General features: G+C 69.6%; 13 protein-coding genes and 1 pseudogene. 6 read left to right on the top strand and 8 right to left on the bottom strand.

Annotation, left to right across the window (positions count from 1 at the left end; genetic code table 11):
• Positions 1–257 precede the first annotated feature (257 nt).
• Positions 258–1,994 carry a SpoIIE family protein phosphatase gene (locus ACGFT2_RS26885; RefSeq protein WP_393282682.1) on the top strand — a complete coding sequence of 579 codons (1,737 nt, stop codon included), beginning with the start codon at positions 258–260 and terminating at the stop codon, positions 1,992–1,994.
• Between the two features lie 159 nt (positions 1,995–2,153).
• Here ACGFT2_RS26885 and ACGFT2_RS26880 read toward each other — a convergent pair whose 3' ends face one another.
• A complete protein-coding gene (locus ACGFT2_RS26880) occupies positions 2,154–3,086 on the bottom strand; it encodes an anti-sigma factor RsbA family regulatory protein (RefSeq protein ID WP_393282679.1) in 933 nt (310 codons plus the stop codon).
• Positions 3,086–3,442, bottom strand: coding sequence for an STAS domain-containing protein (locus tag ACGFT2_RS26875; protein ID WP_393282677.1), 357 nt, complete (start codon positions 3,440–3,442; stop codon positions 3,086–3,088). Before ACGFT2_RS26875 ends, ACGFT2_RS26880 begins: the two co-directional genes overlap by 1 nt.
• 277 nt (positions 3,443–3,719) lie before the next feature.
• Here ACGFT2_RS26875 and ACGFT2_RS26870 point away from each other — a divergent pair, with 277 nt between their 5' ends.
• A complete protein-coding gene (locus ACGFT2_RS26870) occupies positions 3,720–4,250 on the top strand; it encodes a methanogen output domain 1-containing protein (protein ID WP_393282674.1) in 531 nt (176 codons plus the stop codon).
• Positions 4,247–5,857: a SpoIIE family protein phosphatase gene (locus ACGFT2_RS26865; RefSeq protein ID WP_393282672.1), complete on the top strand. Its 1,611-nt coding sequence runs from the start codon at positions 4,247–4,249 to the stop codon at positions 5,855–5,857. The genes ACGFT2_RS26870 and ACGFT2_RS26865 overlap by 4 nt, the downstream gene beginning before the upstream one ends.
• Positions 5,858–5,864: 7 nt before the next feature.
• Here ACGFT2_RS26865 and ACGFT2_RS26860 read toward each other — a convergent pair.
• Both ACGFT2_RS26860 and ACGFT2_RS26855 read right to left on the bottom strand, forming a co-directional pair.
• Positions 5,865–5,993, bottom strand: a pseudogene (locus ACGFT2_RS26860) (DUF2236 domain-containing protein); the annotation flags it as partial.
• A gap of 32 nt (positions 5,994–6,025) precedes the next feature.
• Complete coding sequence (locus ACGFT2_RS26855) at positions 6,026–6,898, bottom strand: SDR family NAD(P)-dependent oxidoreductase (RefSeq protein WP_393282669.1); 873 nt, start codon at positions 6,896–6,898, stop codon at positions 6,026–6,028.
• A 499-nt stretch (positions 6,899–7,397) separates the two neighbouring features.
• Between ACGFT2_RS26855 and ACGFT2_RS26850 the strand changes: the two genes are divergently transcribed.
• Positions 7,398–8,429 carry an aldehyde dehydrogenase family protein gene (locus ACGFT2_RS26850; protein ID WP_393282666.1) on the top strand — a complete coding sequence of 344 codons (1,032 nt, stop codon included), beginning with the start codon at positions 7,398–7,400 and terminating at the stop codon, positions 8,427–8,429.
• A 108-nt stretch (positions 8,430–8,537) separates the two neighbouring features.
• On the opposite strand, the gene ACGFT2_RS26845 is transcribed toward ACGFT2_RS26850, so the two are convergent.
• The 4 genes from ACGFT2_RS26845 to ACGFT2_RS26830 form a co-directional block, all read right to left on the bottom strand.
• A complete protein-coding gene (locus tag ACGFT2_RS26845; RefSeq protein ID WP_393282663.1) occupies positions 8,538–9,137 on the bottom strand; it encodes a DUF6058 family natural product biosynthesis protein in 600 nt (199 codons plus the stop codon).
• Positions 9,138–9,286: 149 nt separating this feature from the next.
• Entirely contained in the window at positions 9,287–10,114 is an 828-nt protein-coding gene (locus ACGFT2_RS26840; protein ID WP_393282660.1) for a hypothetical protein, read from the bottom strand.
• A gap of 128 nt (positions 10,115–10,242) precedes the next feature.
• Positions 10,243–17,673 (bottom strand): SDR family NAD(P)-dependent oxidoreductase, encoded by a 7,431-nt coding sequence (locus ACGFT2_RS26835; protein ID WP_393282657.1) that lies wholly within the window; start codon positions 17,671–17,673, stop codon positions 10,243–10,245.
• A 60-nt stretch (positions 17,674–17,733) separates the two neighbouring features.
• Positions 17,734–18,873 carry an SDR family oxidoreductase gene (locus ACGFT2_RS26830; RefSeq protein ID WP_393282654.1) on the bottom strand — a complete coding sequence of 380 codons (1,140 nt, stop codon included), beginning with the start codon at positions 18,871–18,873 and terminating at the stop codon, positions 17,734–17,736.
• A 247-nt stretch (positions 18,874–19,120) separates the two neighbouring features.
• On the opposite strand from ACGFT2_RS26830, the gene ACGFT2_RS26825 reads away from it, so the two are divergent.
• Both ACGFT2_RS26825 and ACGFT2_RS26820 read left to right on the top strand, forming a co-directional pair.
• Complete coding sequence (locus ACGFT2_RS26825; RefSeq protein WP_393282652.1) at positions 19,121–20,251, top strand: ferredoxin reductase; 1,131 nt, start codon at positions 19,121–19,123, stop codon at positions 20,249–20,251.
• On the top strand, positions 20,248–21,405 hold the full coding sequence (locus ACGFT2_RS26820; protein ID WP_393282650.1) for a fatty acid desaturase family protein: 1,158 nt from the start codon (positions 20,248–20,250) through the stop codon (positions 21,403–21,405). The genes ACGFT2_RS26825 and ACGFT2_RS26820 overlap by 4 nt, the downstream gene beginning before the upstream one ends.
• Positions 21,406–21,523: the final 118 nt, after the last annotated feature.

Genomic DNA, 21,523 nt, shown 5'->3' with positions numbered 1-21,523 from the left:
TGCTGTGATGCAGGTCGGGCGTGTGCTTCTTCCGGATGCAGGTCGGGCGTGTGCTTCCTCCGCTGGTCTTCGAGTGGCCGTGGTGCCGACCGGATCTCCCAGCCCCCGCGGGTGATGTGGAACGTGAGGGCGCCGTCGATGGCTCCCTTGACAGTCGCAGCAGGAAAAAAGCGAGTCGGAAAAAAAGCGAGTCGTCGACGCATGCCGGGCTCCGATCGGGTTACTCGACGTAATTCGGGCTTGAGCGGAGGAGGGCCATGGACGACGTCATCGCCCCCGGCAGGGAAAGTGATCCCCTGCCCTGGGGTCGGGCACGTTCTGGTGCCCTGCTCGGCGGAACGCTGGAAGACCTGCGGGAGTCCGCCATCGTGGTCGATGACGACGGCCTGATCGTCGCGGTCAACAGCGCAGCCCAGAGCCTGCTGGGCAGGGAGGCCTCAGAACTCGTCGGTAAGGACCTCCACGACCTGCTGCACCGGGACAGATACGGCCACTCGGTGCCGCGCACGCGCTGCCGGATGAGGCAGGCGCTTCTCACGGGGGACACCAGGCACGGCGACGCCGAGTGGTTCGTCCGCGGGGACGGCGCTCTCATCCAGTTGTCCTGGCTGGTCACGCCCTACGCATCCGCTCCGGGCGGGACGGGTGCGCTCACGGTGCTCTACGAGTCGGCGGGGGACGTGCGCCACGGCGACGCCGGGCACTCCGCGCCGCTGACGGAACTGGACCGCCTGGCCCTGCTGGCGGAGACGACCACGCGGCTCACGTCCACCCTGGACGCGGACGAGGCCCTGCACCGGCTCGCGGCCCTCACCGTGCCCCGGCTCGCGGACTGGGCCGTGTTCGACCTGATCACCGAACGTGACGAAGTACGACGCGTTCTCGTGATGGAGCACAAGGACGGCATTTTGGTCGAGCGGGACGACCTGGAAGGCCCGATGCCTCCCGTGCCGGCAGAGTCACCGATGCCCCTGTCACGGGCCCTGCGCGGCGCCGCCTCCTCACTCGCCGGCCCCGCCACCTACCAGGGCCCGCCCGACTCCGGCATAGCGGTCGAGCAGCTGCGCCTGTTCACCGCGACCGGGATGCACTCCGCCGCCATCGCACCCATTCGCGGACTGCGCGACGTACTCGGCGCCCTGACCCTGGGCCGCGCCCAGCGTCATGACGCCTTCACCCCTGCCGACCTGCCGCTGCTGGAGGACCTCACACGCCGGGCGGGCCTGGCGCTGGACAACGCGCGCCTGTACCAGCGCCAGCGCAAAGTCGCCGAGACCATGCAACGCCACCTGCTGCCCCAGCTGCCGGTCCTGCCCGGGCTGGAGATGACCGCGCGCTACGTACCCGCTCCGGACGCCTCGTCCGTGGGCGGTGACTGGTACGACGCCTTCGCGCTGGCCGCCCACGCCCACGCACTGGCCATCGGCGACGTCGTCGGACACGATCTCGACGCCGCAGCCGGCATGGCGCAGGTCCGCAACATGCTGCGCGCCTTCGCCTGGTCCCACCCCGAGGCCGCACCCAGCGCCGTCGTCACTCGGCTCGACGAGGCGGTGATGCACATAGCCGAGGTACCCATGGCCACCATGATCCTCGCCAGGCTCACACTCGGCGACGACAAGCTGTGGAGCCTTCGCTGGACGAACGCCGGCCACCCGCCGCCCCTGCTCATCACCCACGACGGTCAGACCCGCTACCTCGACGAGGCTCACGGCATACTCCTCGGCACCGGAGTCACCAGACCTCGCCCCGACGCCGTCACCGTCCTGCCACCCCAGGCCACGCTCCTCCTCTACACCGACGGGCTGGTGGAATCCCCGCACCACTCCATCGATCATGGACTGGACCGGCTGCGCCGGCACGCGGCCTCCCTCGCCCACCGCCCCCTCGACTCGTTCTGCGACTTGCTGCTGGACCAGGTCCGCCCCAGCGACAACGACGACGACGTCGCCATGATCGCGCTGCGTACACCTCCCCCCGCTGGACCCGCCTGACCCGCGCGGGAGGCAGATCGAGTGGGTTGGAGGTGAGGCCGCGTCTTGGGCGCAACCCGGGAGGGGGCGGCGACCTCCGGCAGCTCGCGCGTTCGTGCGTCCACTGCCGCCGGAACGCTCAGGAACGCCGTGCCGTGCCCTCCCGGAGTTCGAGCCCCGCTACCGCCTGAGGTAGCAGCGAATGGTGGTGCCGTCGGGGCCGGTGTGGACACGGACGAGGTCGGCGAGGTGGTGGACCAGCAGAAGTCCACGGCCGCCGGGCTGCGTGGGATCGGGCGGGCGGCGGCCGGCCAGCGGATCGGTCAGCTGTCCGCCGTCGTGGACCTCGCAGACGATCCGGTCGCTCTCGGCCCAGATCCGCAGTGTCCCCGAGCCCGCGCCGTGGACCACGCTGTTGGTGGTGAGTTCCGCCACCGCGAGTTCCAGGTCTCCCAGGCTCACGCCGGACACGCCCAGGGACCGCGCCCGGGCCACGGCGAAGTCGCGGGCCTCGGGCAGTGTCGGGGCGGCGAAGGCGCAGGCCGCGAAATCGAGTGGAGCGAGCAGGGGCTCGTTGTAGCGAGCAATGATCTCTTCGGGGCTGTAGGCGGTGGATCGCCTCTCGCCATCGGCGTCGATGACGACCGGGTGGGTCGCCAGGGCGTCACGGAGAGCCTGCTGCCCTAGCTGCCCGGCGTCGTAGGGACAGAGGATGGTCACCGCGCGCCCGGTGAAAGCGGCATTGATCAGCGCCTCGTGCTGGACGCACGCCGGGTACTCGTCGGCGGAACGGCCCTGCCAGATCGGCTCGCCGATGATGCGGACCCGGCGGGCGCCGGGTTGGGCGTCGGCGAACTTGCGCAGCACGTTGGGGATGATGCGGCCTGGGTTGCGGCCGGCCCGGGTCATGTCGATGAAGCGGACCTGTTCCGCTCGCTCACCGAGCCCCTCACGGATCAGCTCCAGACGGTCCGGCGGAGCCGCGACGGCTGCGGGCTCACCGGCGTCCAGCCCTTCCCGCAGGAAGGGAACCGTTCCCGCGACGTACTGGTCGGTCCCCTCGTAGAAGAACGCCGGATGCACGAACGGCTCGTGCGAGGTGACTGTGGTCATCACGCAGCCACCTCGATCACGGCAAGCCCGGGCCAGAAGATTTCGAGGATGCGTGGCAGCTGCGCCGGAGGTCGGTGAAGTACGATCCGCTGTCCCTCGGGGAGACGCTGGGCGGTGACCGCCAGGTCCGTCACGCCGGCCACATCCACGAATCGCACCCGGGAGAGATCCATGTGCAGCACGTTCGTGCGACGCTCGGCCAGTTGCTTCAGCGCCTGCTGCCACACCGTCCGCGTGTTCATGCTGATCTCCCCGATCGCCCCCAGCCCCGACCTGTCGGGCAACGGATCGATCTGCAGTACCGCCTCACGTGGCGGCCCGACGAACGGCCCGCCCACGCCAGGTGCGACATCCACGCTTCTGCCCCCAGTTCCCCGGGCTCGGCCGCACCGCGGCTCAAATCGATCGCCTTGCACAATACCGGGTCGGGCGCCGCGGACGCCCAGTCCGGCCGGACCAGGGAGATCGGGCGGGCCCGGCCTGCACGGGTCGAGGCCTTCCTGGAGCGGCGTCAGCCGTTATCGACGGGACTTGTGGTGGCGGGCTGGAGGGCACTGGCAGAATCATCCCGTCACACGACATGAGGCCATGCCGGTCGCGCGGTTGCCGGGGCCCGATGGCGAGGGAGCCGACATGGAACAGATTTCAGACGCGGTGATTCCGCTGGACCGTGATGTGTTCCTGCGCACTCTGGTGCGTGAGTTGGCGACGTCGCTGGAGTCGGTGATCGGTCTGGAGGAGGCGTCCGGCTACGTCAGCCTGGTGGGTCAGGCCGTCGGCACGCAGATCGATGAGATGTACCTCAAGGCGCTGGGGACCGACCGGCTCACAGGTGAGCAGGTCGCCGAGGCGCTCGTGGACCTGAAGCGCCGTATCAAGGGTGACTTCTACGTCATCGAGCACGACGAGACGAAGATCGTGCTGGGCAACCGGGTCTGCCCGTTCGCGGAGAAGGTGGTGGGGCGGGAGTCGATGTGCATGATGACGTCCAATGTCTTCGGCACCGTCGCCGCCCGCAATCTGGGCTATGCGCGGGTGGAGTTGGAGGAGACCATCGCGCGCGGCGACGCGGGCTGCCGGGTGGTGGTGCACCTGGTGCCCGACGTGGATGTCGAGACGATGAGTGGCCGTGAGTACTTCGGCGACAGGGCTGTGGCTCCATGACCCTTGGCCTCTTCCGGGCCATCACCAGACCCCTGCCCCATCCGGTGCTGTTGTGCGGGGCCGACGGCCGCTTCCTGGCCGCCAACCCGGCGGCCGTCCGCTGTGACGACCGGCTGCGCCCGGGCGCCAGCGTGTTCGATCTACGGCCGGACGACACCCCGCAGCTGCGTCAGCAGTTGGCTGTGTGGCTGCGCAGCGGCAGTCCCGTGCCCGGCGCGCTGGTCATCAAGGACGCCGACGGCCGCAGGCGGCGGTTCCGCTGTCACGGGGCACGGGCCACGTGGTGGGACGGCCCGCAGCCGGCCCTGCAGCTGCATCTCGTCGAGGCCGGGGCGTCGGACCAGTTCGTCGTGCTAAGCCAGCAGGTGGAGGCGCTGAACCGGGAGGTGGCCTTCCGCCGGGCCACCGAAGTGGACCGGGCGCGGTTGCTGGCCGCTGAACAGGCCGCCCGTGCCCGGTTGCAGCATCTGTACGACCTGACCGCCGCCCTGGCCGGTGCGATCACCCTCGCGGAGGTTTCCCGCGCTGTCAGCGAGGTGGCGCCGGCCGCCCTGGGGGCCACCGCGGCGGAGCTGTATCTGCACTCGGCACGGCTGGTACCGCCCCTACAGCCGGAGGACAGCAGCCTTCCGGCCGGCGCGGGCGGCTGGACCGACCTGGACCGGCCCTCTTCCTCGGACGGCCCGCTTTCTCGTGAAGCCGCGGACGCGGTTCCCGTGGCGCTGTCCCTGGAGGCGGACGGTGTCCATCTGGGCATGCTGATCGTGTACGGCTCTAACAGCGCCACCGCTCCCGAGCATGTGACAGCGGTGGCCCAGCAGATCGCCCAGGCCCTGCGCCGAGCCGGACTGCACGAGCACGAGCACCGGGTCGCCGAGCGCCTGCAGCTCAGCCTGCTGCCCCAGCTGCCACACCTGCCCGGACTGGAGTCGGCCACCTGCTACGCCCCGGGAAGCGACCTCCTCTCGGTCGGCGGCGACTGGTACGACGTCTACGACGTGGACGCCGATCACATCGGCCTGAGCATCGGCGACGTCGCCGGCCACGGACTGCACGAGGCAACCGTCATGGCACAGATCACCGCCGCCCTGCGCAACATCGTGCCGCGCTGCGGCACCGACCCCGCCGCCGTCCTGGACGAACTCAACACCTTCCTGGGTCGCTACCATCCGAACCGCATGGCCACCGCCTGCTACCTGGTCTTCGAGCGCCCGACACGCACCCTGACGTACGCGAGCGCCGGCCATCCGCCGCCGCTGCTCATCCACGCCGACGGCACCAGCGCCTACCTCGACGGCGCCACCTCACCACCTCTCGGCCCAGTCCGGAACGTCTGCTATCGGAAGGCCGAAACCACGGTGACCGAGACCGACACGGTGCTGCTGTACACCGACGGGCTGATCGAGCGCCGCCGCGAGGACCTCGCCATAGGAATGCGACGGCTGACCGAGTTCGCCCGCACCATCGGCGGCCTGGGCATCGCCGAGCTGTGCGACCGGTTCCTGCACCACCAGCCCGAGGCGGCGTTCCCCGACGACCGGGCCCTGCTCGCCGTCCGCTTCCCCCTCCGGCCGGGCCGCCCTCCGCTCAGCGACAGCGGGGCGTAGGGGCGCCGAGGACGAGCAGGGAGAAGAACAGCTGGCCGCCGATCATGTCCTCCTGACAGATCGGCACCCCGAGCCTTCCGGCTTCCCGCCGGCCCTCCCGCTCGAGATGGTGGCGGACCGACGCATGCGGCAACCGGCCTGAGGCACCTGGTGCCGGCCGGCGAGGCGTCACTTGCGGCCCCTCGGGTCGACGGTGCCACGAAGGAAGTCGTCATCGCGTCCTCGCAGAGGCAGGCCGCGGTCGAGGCTGAAGCGTGTGGTCACTGCGCGGGGCAGGTGACGCAGTGCCTGGGACAGGAGCCGGTAGCGCAGACTCGGGATACTGATCGTGCGACCGCGCTCCATGTCCTTCAGGGCTGCGGAAACCACCTGCTCGCTGCTCAGCCACATCCACTGCGGCATGTGGGTACCGGTCATACCCGCCCGTTGCGGGAAGGCCGTCTTCGTGTAGCCCGGAAGCAGAGCCATCATGTGTACGCCGCTGCTCTTGAGCTGAGCGGAACGAGCGATGGACTCGGTGAAGGACAACACCCACGACTTACTCGCGGGATAGGTACTGGCGAGCCATACGGGCCCGTGAGCCGCGACGGAGGCGACGTTGACGACGGCGCCCGTCCTCCGGCTGATCATCGCCGGTAGTACGGCGTGCGTGGCGCGCAGCACGCAGGCGACGTTGAGTCGGAGGAGCGCCTGTTCGTCGGCAGGATCGCTGAAGGGGAAGGGATCGGCCAGCCCGTAACCAGCGTTGTTGATCAGCAGGTCGGGGACAGAGGCCGTCAGGCCATCGACGAGGCGGGTGATGCCCTCTTCGGTGGCCAGGTCCGCCGTCATGATGCGCGGCCCGTCACCCCTGTGGCCGAGCCGCGCGGCGACCTCCTTCAGCGCCTCCGTGCGACGGGCGACCAGAGTGAGTCGGTATCCGGCCGCGGCAAGTCGTCCGGCGAAGGCGAGACCAAGCCCGGATGTTGCTCCGGTGATGACGGCTGTAGGCCCAGGCGTCGCCTCCCTGCTGGAAGACGGGTGGGCGAGGGTAGGGGGCATGCGCGCCTCCGATGCGGGATGTGGGACGAGGGCGTTGGCGCCGGAGGATGTTGTCCGGGGACACGGCACGCAGTACAGGGGCACCGATCGATCCGGGAGACTACCGCTGGATCAGGGCTTCCCACGCTGCCCGTCACTCGAACGGGCAGCTCTGTCGTGACAGATGTCGGCGCGGTGATGGTGCGGGCCGGTTACCGCTGCCCATCATCGCGTCGCAGGCGTGACCACTTCGGGGAATTGCTCGTTCCCAGGACGTGATCATTGGCGGTTCTCCGGCTGTGCAGCCGCTCGCCGCGAGGCCGTGCTGCTGTCTGCCACCGGGATGGGATCCTCAGTGACGGGAGAAGCCGGGCCTCCGGGAGCCTCCCCCGCCGGCCCCTCCGGCGTCCCACCCAGGGGCCCGACGACTCCTGATGACGCCGTGGCCGCCGCCTCCCGAGCACGCCTCGCCGGCCTGGCCTGGGGCGGCGGGTCTCGGGCACGACGTCAACAGTGGGCCGTGCGGTTCGTCCACCTGGCACGAAGGGACGCGTCTGCGCTGGCTCGCCTGGCGATGCAGACGGGCGGCCTGTGCCGTCGTGACGTTGCAGCCGACCAAGGCGTCGCCTTTCGGCCGTACCGAAGGGGGTGGAGACGACCACCGCAAGCCCGGGCCGACAAGCCGCCCGCTGTGCAGGTCATGCTGTCTCTCAGCGACGATGCCGCGCCCCTGGCACACGTCTTCCAGGGCGTGCTGCCGGCACTGCTCAACGGAGACTGTGTGATCACCGCCGTCCAGCCGCATGCCGTGCCGATGGTCGCTCACCTGCGTGCGCTTGCTCGGACGGCTGGACTGCCAGGCGACGCCTGGCAGCAACTGGAAGGGCAGGAACGCCGGTTGTCGTGGGTGCTGGCCGAGCACACTGACGCCTCGGTCACCGCCTGTTGCACGCCTCGGTCCGCGCCAGGGAGCACCACACGCCCCGGCCTGTTCGTCGTACGCAAGGACGCTCGTCTTCGTCCGGCCGTACAGGATGCGGTGCAGACCACCTTTCGCACGGCCGGCAGGCACTGCCGGGCCACACCCGTCCTGGCGGTCCACGCGCACCACTACGACCGGTTCCTCGAACTGTTCGCCGCTGAGGTCCGCGAGCTGGGAGAACGGGCCCGCAGGTCGCCAGAGACCGTGCTGAGCCGACTGACCTCTGAACATCAGGTACACGCGGTGCAGGCGTACCTGCACCGAACGGTCGGGGAACACGCTCATGTGGTGGTCGGCGGAGCCGTGTCCCCGTTCGGCCGTCATACGCACGGTCCGGTGGTGTTGCGGCAACGGCATCTCGACCTGATCGACGTGGCCGTCCCTCCGGGTCCGGTCGCGGTTGTCGCGCCGTTCACCGCCTGGTCGGAGGTGCTGTGGGCGGCACGCGGAACAGGGCGCCATGTCACCGTGCACACCGCGAGCCCGTTGAGCCAGCTCGCACCGCAGTTCGCCGCTCTCGGTGTGGACGACCTTCGCCTGGTGCGCCCCGCGTTCACCCTGCGTCGGTGACAACGCCCTGGCGGGACGCGGGGAGCAGTGCTCATCACCTGTGGATCGGCTCGGGAGGGCACACGCGAAGGTCCTTCCCTCGCCGACGGCTCCTCTCATGGCTCCGGGTCAAAGGAGCGGGAAGCGGACGCGTACGGCGTCGATGCAGGTGTCCCGGGACGTGGGTCCGCCGAACCGAAGACGGTCGTAGGCCGTGAACATCGGTTCCAGCGTGTCGAGTTCGTCGACCAGAGCGTGCAGCCGCTCCAACCACCGCGCTGACCTCGCATCCGGCTCGTTCACTGCGGCACCGATCGCGGTCGTCAGGTGATCCTTGCGCTGAATGGCGGCCGGTGTCACCGAGTGCAGACACACGTACCGCCCGCTGAGATACGCGTTCCACTCCGCCTTCCCGGTGACCGGGTCGGCCCAGTGAGCGGTGAACCACGCTTCGAGCAGCTCCACCCCGCCGGCTTCGTCGGCGAGAGCGAACAGGTCGGCCGGCACCATCTCCGCACCGTCGGAGCGCAGATATCCCGGAAGTGGCAGACGTTGCCCCAGCATCAGCCGGCGGACCGCATCGGCATCACGGCCGTGGACTGCGCACAGTTCCTCCAGGACGGCGAACTGCCCGCTGACGTACACGTCATCGGCATCTGTCATCGGATGGTCGCCGTTGACTTCGCGGAACCGCTCGGCGAGCTGCTGCTTCAGGTCTTTCTCCGGCATCGGGTCGCCTCCGGCGTCACCAGCGCGGGTACCTCCCGCACAGGACTCGGCACGCTACCGGCCGGACGGTTCGGCACTCACCGAACCATCGATGTCATCACGACGGCACCCTCGCGCTCGTGTCCCCACCGATCCACCGCTCTTGACGATTACTCGGACGCCGGGGCGGCACCGTGCATCAGCACGGCACTCAAGGGCGTCCGCCCGTGGGCACAGCCGAGTGTGCTGCACAGCAGAAGAAGCGAGACCAGCACGCCTGCCCCTGCTACCGGTCCGACCGTCCAAGCCGTCGCGGCCGCGAGCACCGCGACAACCACGCTGGGCAGGAGCACACCGCCCACCACGAAACCCAGGAGAGCGGGGACGCTCCGGGTCGCTGCGAGTCCCGCCTGCCGGGCCCCGGTCGCGTGCAGACACGTCATCACCGCCACGGCTGCGGATACACCCACGACGACGACAGCGGCCGTAGCGACCGCGACGTCGGAGCGTGCCCAGGCTCCGGCCATCGTCCGCAAGGGACGGTTCGCGCAGGAGGCGGGGTCGAAGGTCGTGGGCGACAGAAACCGGCAGTAGCCCTGGCCGTCCCAGCCGTACGTCAGGACGATGAACACCAGGGCCCAGGGAGCGGTCAGGTTCGCGTAGGCCGCCGGCAGATCGCCCTTGGCCGAGAACCGGCGCCCGGCGGCACATCCGGCGATGCCGAAGGCGACGGTACCCGCGCCGAAGAGCGCCCTCGCCCATACCGATGCGCTCTGCATCACCTGCATGGTCTCCCATGCGGGAAACCGTGCCAGCAGCCATACGCAGGCCGGTGCCAGCAAGAGGACGTGGAACAGTGCACAGGGGAAGAGGGGAGCGCTGAGCAGCCGGAGGCGCCCGCTCGCCGGAGCACGTCGTCCGCCGTACGTATGGCGCGCGGCGGAAGCCGCGAACATGGCGCCGGTGCCATAAGCGACGAAGACGTCGACTTGCATCATGAGGGAACCCTTCGGTGGCATCCGTTCCCGGGGGGCGGGACGGCAGGTCGCCGTCCCGCGGCAGGGCTTCTTCCGGTGACGGCCAGGGCGTGCGGCCGCCACCAGAGGCCGCGGACCGCAGTGCTTCGTCAGCCGGTCGGTTCCTGTTCGTGCCGTTGGACCAGAACGCCGAGGCGTTGGGCGACGCCGGCCAACGTGGCCGCACCCATGAGTTCCATCAGGGGGAACTCGCACCCGAACGCCCGTTGCAGCTGCACCTTGAGTTCGGCACCCATGAGTGAGTCGAGGCCGAGGTCCGTGAGGTTGGCGGTGGTGCTGACGCGGTCCGCGCTGGTCTGCAGGATGTCCGCTGCGAGTGCCGTGAGAGCATCTGTGATGAGGGTGATGCGTTCGGTGTCGTCCGTGGCCTTCTTGAGACGCTGCCTGAGGCCGTCAGCGGCCTGCGGGTTCGTCGTTCCCGTCACGTCACGGAGTTGTGCGCCGAAGCGCGGTCCGGTCAGAGCCGGCAGGATGTGCGTGAGTCGTTCCCAGTCCATGACGCCGACGGTGACGGCCGGCTCCTTGCCCCGCGCGAGGTGCCGGTCAAGGGCGTCCATGGCCGCCCGCGGACTGATCAGGCCGATTCCGGAGCGGGCGATCGTGTCGGCCAGCAGTGTGCGGGCGACGTAGCCGGTGTCGCTGATGCCGCCCCAGGCCAGTGCCAGGCCGGGACGCCCCTGCGCTCGCCGCCTGCGCATCAGGCTCTCCAGGTAGAGGTTGGCGGCGGCGTACGGAGCCTGGTGGAGGTTGCCGACGAGCGCGGCGACGGACGAGTAGGTGACGAAGAAGTCGAGTACGCAGTCCTTGTCGGCCTCGTCGAGGATCTGCGCGCCCCGGACCTTGGCCGCGAGGACTCGGCGGACGCGATCGGGTGTCAGCTCGTCGAGTGGCGCGTCGTCCAGCTGCATCGCGGCGTGGACGACCCCCCGCACCGGGCGTCCCTGCTCGGCTGCCTCCCGGATGATGCGGGTGATGGCCTGGCGGTCGGTGACGTCGGCCGCGAGGGCTGTCGCCTGGGCACCGCGCCGGCCGAGGTCTTCCAGGAGAGCGGATGCTTCGGGCGAGGTGGCTCCGCGACGGCCGATGAGGGCCAGGTGGCGGGCTCCGCGGTCGGCGAGATGGCGGGCGGTGGCAGCACCCAGACCACTCAGCCCCCCGGTGATCAGGTAGGTCGCCGCCGGATCCACCCGCACCGAGCCGACGGGCTGGTGCACCTCCACCGGCTCGGTACCGGAGAAGGTGATCACGACTTTACCCAGGTGCCTGGAGTGACGCAGGCTGCTCAGGGCTTCCGCCACACGGCCTGCGGGGTAGGCCCGGTGCGGCAGCGGGCGGTAGGTGCCGTCGGCGATCCGGCGAGTGACCGTGGCGAAAGCGGCGGCGGCCTCGGTGGGGGTGTCGACGATCAGGCGGGTGATGTCCACCGCGTGGTAGGAGAGGTTGGCGCGGAACGGGCGCAGCAGCAGCGGGCTGTTGGCGTAGATGTCCCGCTTGCCGAGCTCCACGAACCGACCCCCGGGACGCAGGCATTCCAGGCTGCGTCCGATCGCTTCACCGGCCAGGGAGTTGAGGACGACGTCGACGCCGCTTCCCGTCAGCCTCCGTACGTCGTGGGCGAAGGACAGGTCGCGGGAGTTCAGGACGTCCTCGACACCGAGAGCGCGCAGCAGATCACGCTTGGCCGGACTGCCGGCGGTGGCGACGACCCGGGCCCCCACGTGCCGGGCGTGGCTCAAGGCGGCCAGGCCGATGCCGCCCGCACCACCGTGGACGAGCAGGGTCTCCCCGGCCCGCAGCCCGGCGCAGCGTTCGAGACTGTGCTGGACGGTGAGGTAGACGGCGGGCAGGGTGGCGGCTTCCGCGTAGGTGAGGTGGTCGGGGATGCCGCCGGTCTGCTCGAGACGCACGGTCACGTGGGAGGCCAGTGCTCCGTGCGCGAAGGCGTAGACCCGGTCGCCGACGTGTGAGGAGGCCACGTCCGGGCCGACGGCCACGACGTCACCCGCGCATTCCAGCCCGAGGCGCGGTGCGGTACCGGTGGCCGGTTCGGCACCAGGCGGCAGCATTCCCTGGGCGAGCATGACGTCGCGGTAGTTGAGTGCGGCGGCGCGCACCTGTACGACTACTTCGCCAGGGGCGGGTACGGGAGCGTCCGTAGCCGTCCAGGTCACGACGGGATCATGACCTGGACGTTCGAGATGCAGCGCGTAATGATCGCCGGCCCGCACGGTCCGTGTGACGGGCGGCAGGGTGGCGACCCGGGGTGTGAACCGTCCGCCGCCTGTCAGGACCACCTCGTCCTCGTCATCGGGGTGCAGCAGTTCGCTGGTGAGCCGCTGGGTGTCCTGATCGACGTCCCCGCTGGTCTGCAGGCTGACGCGCCGGACCTTCAGCAACGGGCGTTCGTTGCCCAGCACACGGCCCACGCCCCAGGCGGCGGCGTACACCGGAGACGCCTCGTCGGTGTGTTCGGGACTGGGGAACAGTCCGGTGGGGCCCGTGACCACCCACAGAGCCGACGTGCCGTCGCCGGCCGGGGTGCACAGTGCCGCGGCCGCCCTGATCAGCTCGGTGTTCCCGGCGACCGTGTCCACGGCGTCGTCGACGGCGGCCGTCTCGCACAGGAGCGCGACCACTGCGACCGGAGGTGGCGCCGACGTGAGGGGCTCCTGTGCGGCACCGTCGGTGATGTGGACGCTGGTGGCACCGGCTGCGGTGAGCGCGCGCCCCAGATGCTGGGCTCGCGCGTTGCCGCGGTCTGCGGTGACGATGACCCAGTGGCCCGTGGCCCGTGTGGGTGCCGGTGGCACGGCGGCCGTGCCTGCCTCGGCGCGCCGGGCGAGCAGCACGGAGTAGTCCTGGTCGGCCTCTGACTGGGCACTGCCGGTCTGGGCGGTCGTGTCGAAGCCGCCGGCGCGCAGCACGGCGGGCCAGGAATCCCGGTCCAGAAGCGGGCTGCTGCGCACGTCGGTGTCCGTGAACGCCCAGAACTCCTCCAACAGGCCGAAGCAGGGGCCCAGGATGTCGGTGTCATGACTCTCGACGGCCAGCAGCTGACCGCCCGGGGCGAGCAGTTCGGCGATACGTCCGCAGCTCGCCCTCAGGTCTCGGGTGGCGTGCAGCACGTTCGAGGCGACGACCAGATCGAAACTTCCGGGCGTGAAGCCCTGTTCCCGTGCATCGCTGTTGAGGTCGAGGGTGCGGTAGGTGACGAAGCCGAAGTCCGCGAAGCGGGCTCGAGCACGAGGGAAGAAGGCGGCTGAGACGTCGCTGTAGACGTAGGTCGTCAGGGGCGCGGGCAGGAGTGGCAGCAGGTGAGCGGTGAGGCCGCCGGTTCCGGCGCCTACCTCCAGGACGCGCAGCGGCCGGTCCTTCGGCCAGTCGCGCAGCATGCGGGCCAGCAGGACACCTGCGTGGCGGGCCTGCATCCGCACCTGCGGCGTGTCGGAGTAGAAGCCCTCGACGAGGTGTCGATCCGCCTCGGTGAACAGCAGTTCACGCGGGTCGGCTCGGCCGGTGAGGATGTCGGTCAGATGCCTGCCGCAGCGGACGTAGACGGCAACGGCGGTGACCCATTCGGGGAAGCGGTCGACCAGTTGCTGTGTCTGCTCGTGTGGCCGCGCGACGCCGGTCGGACACCAGCGGTCCTCCCCGTCGACGGTCACCGCACGGAGCAGACCGGCCCGCTCCGCCAGACGCGCCAGCAGACGCAGGTAACGCCCGTGCTGTGGCCGTACACCGGCAGCCAGCAGGTCATCGATGCCGAACTCGTCGGCCTGGGGCAGCAGTTCGGTGAAGGCGGCGGCCGCCCAGTGCCCGACCGCGGTCTTGACCTGGGGAGCGAAAGCGGCATAGCCGTCCGGGTGCCGGGCCTCGAGTTCCGAGCGCTGTGCGGCTGTGGCCGTCACCGTCTCCTCCGGGTCCGGCCAGAGGCAGGCCACGTCGAACGGGAGGGAGGTGCTGTCGGCGGCTCGCAGGGTGTGGGTCAGCTCCTGGACCGGTGCCGGCTTCCCCCCGGCGGCCTCCACGCCTCTCATACGGCAGCCGGTCAGCTCCGCACAGACGGTGCCGTCCTCCCCCGCGATCACGATGTCGACGAGCGCGTCGGAGCCGGACAGGTCGCGCAGGCGTACGCGAACCAGCCCCTGGCCGGGCAGCGACCGCCACACGCGAGTGGCCCCGACAGCGGTGGGGAGGAACATCTTGCCGTCCGCCACCGCCGCCAGTAGCGGGCCGGACGTCTGCAGCGCCCCGTCCAGGACTACCGGGTGCGCTTCGAGGGGCTCCTGGTCATTCAGGGGCAGTCGGTAGTCGGCCCATGTCTCGCCGTCGCCCACGTACAGGGCGGTCAGGACCTGGAAGGCGGGCCCGTAGGCCAGACCGGCCCGTTCGGCATGGTCGTAGTGGGTGGCGGCCGCGATCACGGGCCCGGACAGCTGGGCGCGCACCACCGCCGGATCGATGGCCCGGGGAGCAGGATCGAGGAGTCGGCGTACACGGCCGCGGGCGTGCAGCGTCCAGTCGCCCGCAGGCGTGGTCCGGGAGGCGAAACAAGCCAGCCCGTCCTCCAGGGAGAGGGACGTCTGGACGGTGACGCTCGTCGGGTCGTCATCGTCCGGGAGGGTGAGGGGGCGGACGATGTCCAGGTCGGTCACTTCGCAGGTGGCCGAGAACGCGGCCCGCCCCGCGGCGAGGAACGCCTCGATGTAGCAGGCGCCGGGCATGACGACAGTGCCGTCCACCTGGTGGTCGGTGAGCCAGCCGAGGCGGTTGGTGCCCAGCAGTTGGTGCCAGGTCGGTTCGGCGACCGCGGCACGCCGGCCTAGGAGCGGGTGCGTCAGGGTCTTGTCCTGCGGCACGGAGACCCACCAGTCGGGCTGTCCGTTGCGGCAGTGTTCGCGCTGGAAGGGGTACGACGGCAGGGAGACCACCGTGCCGGGCCGGGGGAAGCAGCGGTGGGGACGTGCGCCGGCGGCGATCACGCGAGCGGCCCCGCGACGGACGGAGGCGGGTGCGTCCTGCTCGCGTCGGCACAGCGCCACGGTGGCTTCCGCTCCGACCAGGCGGCGCAGGTAGCCGGCCAGCACGGCGTGGGGTCCGATCTCCACGAACTGCGTGCAGCCGCTGTCGGCGAGCGCACGAACGGCTGCGGCGAAGCGCACCGGTTCACGGACGTTGCGCCACCAGTAGTCCGCGTCGAGGCGGCCGCCTTCGAGGCGGTCCCCCGTCACGGTGGAGACGAACGTGCGCTGGTGACGGCCGGGCCGGAGCGGCAGCAGGCTGCCGGTCAGCTCCTGCCGGACAGCGTCCATGGCCCTGCTGTGGAAGGCGTAGTCGAGGTCGAGCTCGCGGAAGAACACCTCCCGTGTGGTCAGCTGCCGTCCCAGCTCTGCCAGTGCATCGGCGTGGCCCGCCAGGGTGACGTCGTGGTCGCTGTTGATTCCGGCCATCTCGATGCGGCCGTGGTAGGCGGCCAGCTCCTTCTCCGCCTCCTTCGGGCCCAGGCCGCAGGCGGCCATGCGTCCGGTCCCGGCGGTGGCGGCCTGGGCGGTGCTGCGTGCGACGACCACTTGGCAGGCTTGCCGCAGGTCGAGGCAGCCGCTCGCGTAGGCGGCGGCGATCTCACCGACGCTGTGGCCGGTCACGGCGTCGGGCTCGATGCCATAGGAGGCGAGCAGACGCAGCAGGCCGACCTGGACGGCGAAGAGCAGGGGCTGCGCCACCTCGGTCCGGACGAGACGTGGCGCGTCCGCCGTGAGTTCGTCCAGCACCGACCAGCCCAGCTGCGGTGAGAGTTCGACGTCGACGGCCTCGACGGCGGTTCGGAAGACGGGCTCCGTGCGCAACAGGTCGGTGCCCATGCCCGGCCACTGCGAGCCGTTGCCGCTGAACACGAAGGCCACCTTCCCCGGCCGGCCGGTCACCGGTGCCGAGGGGGCGGTGTCATCGGCCGCGGCCATGGACAGCAGGGCGTCGGCCGCCTCGGCGGCGGAGGTGGCCAGCACACCGAAGCGGCGTTCGTGATGGTGCCGCCGTGCCGTGGCCGTGTACGCCACGTCGTAGAGGGTGTCGGTGGTGAACTGAAGGTGCTGGGCCATGTCCTGGCAGGCGACCCGCAGGGCCTCGTCGGTACGGGCCGAGACCACGACCGGCAGGGCGCGGTGCGACGTCGAACAGTCCGAGGCCGTCTTGTCGGCGCCAGGGGTGTTCGGTGCGGGGGCCGCCAGGATCACGTGAGCGTTGGCCCCGCCGAATCCGAAGGAGTTCACTCCCGCCAACGGCAGACCGTCGTGGGCGAGGGGCTGCGGCCGGGTCACCGGGTGCACGTTCAGTTCGGTGAAGTCGATGGACGGATTGAGCTGTTCACAGTGCAGGGAAGCCGGGATCCGCCGGTGTTTCAGGACGAGAAGCGCCTTGAGGAGGCCGGCGATGCCCGAGGCGGCCTCCAGATGCCCGACGTTCGTCTTGACCGACCCGATCGGGAGTGCGCCGGTGCTGCGGCCTCGGCCCAGCACTCGGCCGACGGCCTCGCACTCCAACGGGTCACCGACCGGGGTGCCCGTGCCGTGGGCCTCCAGATAGGCGAGGTCGTCGGGGAGCACGCCGGCCCGGTCGTACACGTCTCGGAGCAGAGCCTGCTGCGCGAACGCGCTGGGCAGCGCCAGCCCGGGGGTGCGGCCGTCGTTGTTGGTCCCGCTGCCCAGGATGACGCCGTGGACGCGGTCACCGTCGGCGCGCGCGTCGGACAGTCGCTTCAGCAGCACCAGGCCGCCGCCCTCGGCGCGCACGAACCCGTCCGCCTGTGCGGAGAAGGCGCGGCAGCGGCCGGTCGGGGAGAGCATCGAGGCGGCCGAGAAGCCACTGAAACCCTGGGGATTGATCAGCACGTTGACCCCGCCCGCGACAGCGACGCGGGAGTGTCCGTTCTTGAGGTGTTCACACGCCTGGTGCACCGCCGTCAGCGCCGACGAGCAAGCCGTGTCGACCATGACCGACTGGCCGCGCCAGTCGAAGAAGTGCGAGAGCCGGTTGGCCACGATGGCACCCGCCATACCGGTCACGGTGTAGGCGTTACCCGACTCCGGAGAGTGCGCCTGAAGCTCACCGTAGTCCCGGCTGGAGCAACCGACGAACACCGACGTGTCGGATCCCTCGAGAGCCGTGGAATCCATGCCCGCGTCGTCCAGCGCCTCGACCGCCATCTCAAGCAGCAGACGCTGCTGCGGATCCATACGAGACGCCTCGCGGGGGGAGATCCCGGTGAAGTAGGAGGAGTCGAAGCCGTAGATGTCACGAAGGAAGCCGCCGGCGGCCGTGTAGGACTGGCCCGGGCGCCGTCGGTTCTGGTCGACGAAGTCTCCGGCCGGGAAGCGGTCCGCGGGGACCTCACCGACCATGTCCCGCTCGGTGACGAGCACGGCCCAGAGATCGGCGAGCGAGTCGATCCCGCCGGGAAGCCGGCAGGCGGCCCCGACGACGGCGATGGAGTCATCGGACGGGAACGGCAGTTGTGCAGACAAGGCTGGTCTCCGGAGAGGGAACGACGCGGAGGGGAGCGGAAGGGTGCGACAGCACGGCTTTCAGTGCGTGCGACTCGGATGGTCGGCGTCATGGCGTGCGAACCCGAGGGCTCTTCGCAGGAACGCAGCATCGATCGGAGCCGGATCGGGCAGGCCGGGGGTGGCCGCAGCGGCGTTCGAGCGGTCGTACACCCGCTGGTGCCGGCAGTAGCGGAGGAAGCCGGTGAGGCTTCCTGCCACGAACTGTTCCGCGGGTGTCGGGTTCGGCACGTCGTCGTCCGCGCACTCGATGCGCAGGCCCGGATACTGTCTCTCGATCACGGCAAGCAGGTCAGGGATCGGCGTGGGCTCGGGATGCACCACGTGGAACGTGTGCACATGCGCGCCTTTGTACCGGCGGTCGTGCCCGATACGAATCATTGCCTCGGTCGCGTACCGATCGCCGACGATGTTGAAACTGGCATCGGCGGAAACCCTCAGCCGCAGAACGAGCCGCCGTGCGTCCGGGCGTTGCGCCGGAATACCCGGGGCGCCTCCCTGGGACACCGCCTCCAGCATGCCTCCCAGGACGGACAGCGAGTGACCCGCTGCGCCTTCCGGCAGCGTCCGGTCGGCGGCGACGATGCTGGGGCGGAGGACCACCACCGGCCGGCCGTGCCGCTCCGCCCACTGCCGCACCAGGCATTCAGCCGTGTACTTCGAGGCGTCGTAGTGAGTCTCGAAGCCGTGCGCGTCACTCAGATCGCTCTCCATGACGCGGCCGCTCGGGCGCGCGCCGGCCACCGCCATGGAACTCACGTGCACCAGCCTGCAATGAGGCGGCGTCACCGCTGCGAGGGAGAGCAGTTCGGCCGTGCCGTGCACGTTGACCCGGTGCAACCGCTCACGTTCCCCGGTCAGCGCGATGTCGCTGGCGCAGTGCCAGATGGCGTCCACCTCGTCGGCCAGGCGAGCATAGAGCGCGGGAGCCAGGCCCAGCCACGGCTCGGTGACGTCTCCGCTCACACACCGCAGGTGGCCGGCATGACGTCCGTCGAAGACGCCCCCACCGAGCGCTTGCAGAGCCTCGACCATCCGGTTCCTCAGGCGGGACGGATCCCCGCGCCCCAGCACCACGACGGGCTCGGAGCGGGTGGCGATCAGGGCGTGCGCGATGCGCGAGCCGAGGAATCCGGTGCCTCCGGTGAGCAGAACTGTCACGGCACGTACAAGATCACAGGACCGCCACGCTTGGCAAAGCACAGTGTCACCCCTCGAACACAAACGGTAACAACCTGATGGCGGCGGATTGGCGGTCGAGGCGTCCCGACTGACGCACACTGTTCACCCGGCACCGTCGTCGCCCCCCGACCGGCCGGCGCCATCGGAAGGTTGCTGAAGCGGCGCGACCCTCGCCCTGGCGCCCACTCCGAGTGCCGTGAGACGACCTCATGATCGAAGAGGCACCATGCATTCCTTCCTCCGCGGCCGTGTGGGACGCGCAGTTCGCCGGGGTCTGCGATCGCGCGTCGCCGCAGCCCTGGCCGCCCCTCACGGCGTCGACCGCTATCTGGAGCACCTGAACCCCACATGGACGGTGCACGAGGTCAGGGGACGTGTCGTGGACGTACAGCACCGCACGGCGGAGACCGTGACCATCCGGCTGCGGCCGAACGGCAGTTGGAACGGTTTTCAAGCCGGCCAGTACGTGCGGTTCGGGGTCGACGTCAACGGTGTGCTCATGCGGCGCTTGTTCTCTCCGGCGTCCTCGGCGCACGACACCGCACAGGTGGAGATCACCGTGGCGTCGAATCCGGCCGGGATGGTCTCCTCCTACCTCCGTCAGAACGCCCGGCCCGGGATGGTCATGACGATGTCGCAAGCCGGAGGCGTCTTCACACTGCCCGCCCCGCGACCACGACACCTGCTGCTGATCAGCGGGGGCAGCGGCATCACGCCTGTGATGTCGATGCTCCGTACGTTGTGCGACGAGAACCATGCCGGGCGTGTCACCTTTCTGCACTACGCGAAGTCCGCCCGGGAGATCGTCTACCGAGACGAGCTCCGTGAGCTCTCCCGGCGATATCCGAACGTCACGGTCTGCACAGTCCTTCCGACCCGGGAAGACGGTGGGGATCTGCACGGCCCCTTCAGCGTGGATCACCTGAACCAAGTGGTTCCCGACTTCTCCACCTCCCCGACCTACCTCTGCTCAGGACCGCGTCTGCGACAGGCGATCAGCGACCTCTGGGCGCAGCAGGGCATCGAGGATCTGCTGCACACGGAACTGTTCGTCCCCTGCGCCACCGGCCCTTCGAGTCGTAGCGGTGGCCAGGCTGGAAGCGGTCGGGCAGCGGTGCGGCTCAGCCGCAGCGCGGTGACGGTGGCGGCCGGCGAAGGCACTCTCCTGGAGCAGGCCGAGGCTGCCGGCGCCGAGCCGCGGTACGGGTGCCGGATGGGCATCTGCCACACCTGCACCACCAGGAAGATCTCGGGATCGGTGCGCAACCTGCTGACCGGCGCCGTGTCCGACGGCGAGGACGAGAACATCCGGCTCTGCATCTCCGTGCCCCACGGAGATGTGCTGCTGGACCTGTGAAGAACGAAAGGCAGCGCGTGACACAAGACCACGGCGAGCCGCTCCTGTCACCGGAGCAGCTGGAACAACTCGGACGGGAACTGGACGCGATCCGCAGACATGTGCTCGCGGATCTGCAAGAACGCGACGCCGCTTACATCCGCTCGGTGGTGCGTGTCCAACGCCGCTTGGAGATCGCGGGGCGGGGCCTCTTCTTCTTCGGTTTCTTCCCGCCTGCCTGGATCGCAGGAGTCGCCTGTCTGGCGATCGCCAAAATGCTGGACAACATGGAAATCGGGCACAACGTCCTACACGGTCAATACGATTGGATCGGCGACCCCGAGCTTCAGTCGAAAACCTTCGAGTGGGAATGGATGTACCCTGCCGAAGAATGGCGCCGGTCACACAACTACGAGCACCACACATACACCAATGTTCTGGGCAAGGACAGAGACATCGGATACAGCGTCCTGCGCATGAGCGACGGCCAGCCGTGGCATCCGTACCATCTGGGGAACCCGCTGTACACGCTCATCATCATGGTGTTCTTCGAGCAGGCGGCCGCTCTTCATGATGTACAGGTGGATCAACTTGCCACTGGAAAACGAAAGTGGTCGGAGAGCCGTACCACCCTCCAGCGACTGCGACGCAAGGCGGGCTCCTGCGCACTCAAAGAGTACGTCCTCTTCCCGGCCCTCACCGGCCCCCTCTTCCTCAGCACCCTGCTCGGTAACCTGGCAGCGGGTTTGATCCGTAACATCTTGACCTTCTCGGCCGCCTTCACCGGCCATACCCCACAGCCCGCACAGACCTTCACCGAGCAACAGGTCGAAGGCGAGTCTCGCGCAGGCTGGTACCACCGGCAGCTGATGTGCAGCGCCAACTTCGAAGGCGGCAAGCTCTTCCATGTTCTTACCGGGCACTTCGGCCACCAGATCGAGCATCACTTGTTCCCGGACCTGCCCTCCAGTCGCCTGAGAGAAATCGCACCACAGGTACAGGCCCTCTGCCTCAAATACGGACTCCCCTACAACACCGGCCCCTTCCTCGGACAACTGGGCAGTGCTTGGCTCAAAGTCTTCACACTTGCCCTGCCGAGCAGAGAACACGTCGCTGCACGCCTGCGACGAGCCGGTCCCAAGGTGAAACAACCTCTTGATCAGGGGATGAAATGAGCGTTCGCCTCGGTCCAGTCGACCGGAGCTTCACCTGTAGAGACACCGAGCCACAACCCGTAGCGGGCTTCTTTCTCGACCTGGAGGTGGATCCTCCTACCAGGGAGCACTTGGTCCC

It is taken from the genome of Streptomyces sp. NPDC048514 (assembly GCF_043199955.1).
In the GTDB taxonomy this organism is placed as follows: Bacteria; Actinomycetota; Actinomycetes; order Streptomycetales; family Streptomycetaceae; genus Streptomyces.
The sequence above is the reverse complement of the archived record's forward strand: the minus strand, read 5'-3'. Positions and strand labels throughout refer to the sequence as shown.

Excerpts from the sequence above, each read along its gene's own strand:
- ACGFT2_RS26885 (WP_393282682.1), top strand. The coding sequence starts at position 258 with ATGGACGACGTCATCGCCCCCGGCAGGGAAAGTGATCCCCTGCCCTGG.
- ACGFT2_RS26880 (WP_393282679.1), bottom strand. The coding sequence starts at position 3,086 with ATGACCACAGTCACCTCGCACGAGCCGTTCGTGCATCCGGCGTTCTTC.
- ACGFT2_RS26870 (WP_393282674.1), top strand. The coding sequence starts at position 3,720 with ATGGAACAGATTTCAGACGCGGTGATTCCGCTGGACCGTGATGTGTTC.
- ACGFT2_RS26865 (WP_393282672.1), top strand. The coding sequence starts at position 4,247 with ATGACCCTTGGCCTCTTCCGGGCCATCACCAGACCCCTGCCCCATCCG.
- ACGFT2_RS26855 (WP_393282669.1), bottom strand. The coding sequence starts at position 6,898 with ATGCCCCCTACCCTCGCCCACCCGTCTTCCAGCAGGGAGGCGACGCCT.
- ACGFT2_RS26845 (WP_393282663.1), bottom strand. The coding sequence starts at position 9,137 with ATGCCGGAGAAAGACCTGAAGCAGCAGCTCGCCGAGCGGTTCCGCGAA.
- ACGFT2_RS26840 (WP_393282660.1), bottom strand. The coding sequence starts at position 10,114 with ATGATGCAAGTCGACGTCTTCGTCGCTTATGGCACCGGCGCCATGTTC.
- ACGFT2_RS26825 (WP_393282652.1), top strand. The coding sequence starts at position 19,121 with ATGCATTCCTTCCTCCGCGGCCGTGTGGGACGCGCAGTTCGCCGGGGT.